This is a genomic window from Pseudomonas sp. Irchel 3E19 (genome assembly GCF_900187585.1).
GTDB classification, from domain to species: domain Bacteria; phylum Pseudomonadota; class Gammaproteobacteria; order Pseudomonadales; family Pseudomonadaceae; genus Aquipseudomonas; species Aquipseudomonas baetica.
This window is the reverse complement of sequence record NZ_FYDT01000106.1, coordinates 1-1360: the sequence shown is the minus strand read 5'-3', so window position 1 is coordinate 1360 and position 1360 is coordinate 1. Positions and strand designations below refer to the sequence as shown.

Here is a 1360-nt window from a genome sequence, read left to right as displayed (position 1 = left end):
GGGGGTGTCAGAAATTTTGTGTTCGGGCATAACATGAGTAAGAGGTGCATGTATGCCAACCAAAAAGAAACCCCTGCGTGACCTACCAAAAATCCCCAAGGAGCTGCTCGAAGAGTTCGGTGAGGGGCTGATTACCGCAGAGGCTATTGAAGACGCTTCTGCGGCCTTCAAGAAGGCCTTGATTGAGCGAGCATTGAGTGCCGAGCTCGGTCACCACCTGGGGTATCCGCCGGGCGCGCAGCGCCCAGAGGATGAAACCAACCAGCGCAATGGCAAAACGGGCAAGACGATTTTGACGGGGGATGGCCCGCTGCGGCTGGAGATTCCCCGTGATCGGGATGGCAGTTTTGCCCCCATTCTGATCCCCAAGCATGAGCGGCGTTACACCGGTTTTGATGACAAGATCATCGCCATGTATGCCCGAGGCATGACCGTTCGAGAAATCCGCGCTTTCCTCTCTGAGCAATACGGGACGGACGTTTCCCATGACTTCATCAGCTCAGTCACGCACGAGGTGATGGAGGAAATTGGTGCGTGGCAACAGCGACCGCTTGAGCCGATGTACCCAGTCATTTTCTTCGATGCGCTGCGGGTCAAGATCCGAGAAGAAGGCCTTGTCCGCAACAAGGCGATTTACTTGGCGCTGGGTGTTTTACCCGATGGAACGCGCGATATTCTTGGTATCTGGATCGAAAACACCGAGGGTGCGAAGTTCTGGATGAAGGTCTTCAACGACCTCAAGACCCGCGGCGTAGAGGACGTGCTGATCGCCGTGACTGACGGTCTCAAAGGCATGCCAGAGGCGCTAAGCGCAGTATTTCCGGCAACAACGCTGCAAACATGCATCGTCCACTTGATCCGCAACAGCCTCGATTACGCGGCGTGGGACAAGCGCCGTGAGCTGGCCAAGGCGCTAAAACCGATCTATCAAGCCATCAACGCAGAAGCGGCTGAGGAAGCACTGGATGCCTTTGAAAATGGCCCTTGGGGTAAGCAATACCCAACGGTGGTGGCGGCCTGGAGACGAGCCTGGGATCGAGTGATTCCATTCTTTGTCTTCCCGCCTGCCATTCGAAAAGTGATCTATACGACCAACGCTATCGAAAGCATCAACGCTCAGCTACGCAAGATCATCAAGACCCGGGGCCACTTCCCGACGGATGACGCAGCGACCAAGCTGATCTGGCTTGGGCTGCGTAACATCACGGCAAACTGGGGCTCGGCGGCTCATGACTGGAAGAGTGCGATGAACCAATTTGCGATTCTGTACGGAGATCGATTTATCAGGCCGACCTGGTAAAACCCGGCCTGCCTGACGGCAGGCCATTACCGGCCCGCACACAAAAAATCTGACACTCTC

At 55.8% G+C, this 1360-nt stretch carries 1 protein-coding gene; it reads left to right on the top strand.

Features of this window, described 5'->3' with window-relative positions:
* Positions 1-52 precede the first annotated feature (52 nt).
* The gene (locus CKW18_RS29565; RefSeq protein WP_095191982.1) at positions 53-1300 is read left to right on the top strand and encodes an IS256 family transposase; all 1248 of its coding nucleotides are present in this window, start codon (positions 53-55) and stop codon (positions 1298-1300) included.
* Positions 1301-1360 lie beyond the last annotated feature (60 nt).

Excerpts from the sequence above, each read along its gene's own strand:
- CKW18_RS29565 (WP_095191982.1), top strand. The coding sequence starts at position 53 with ATGCCAACCAAAAAGAAACCCCTGCGTGACCTACCAAAAATCCCCAAG.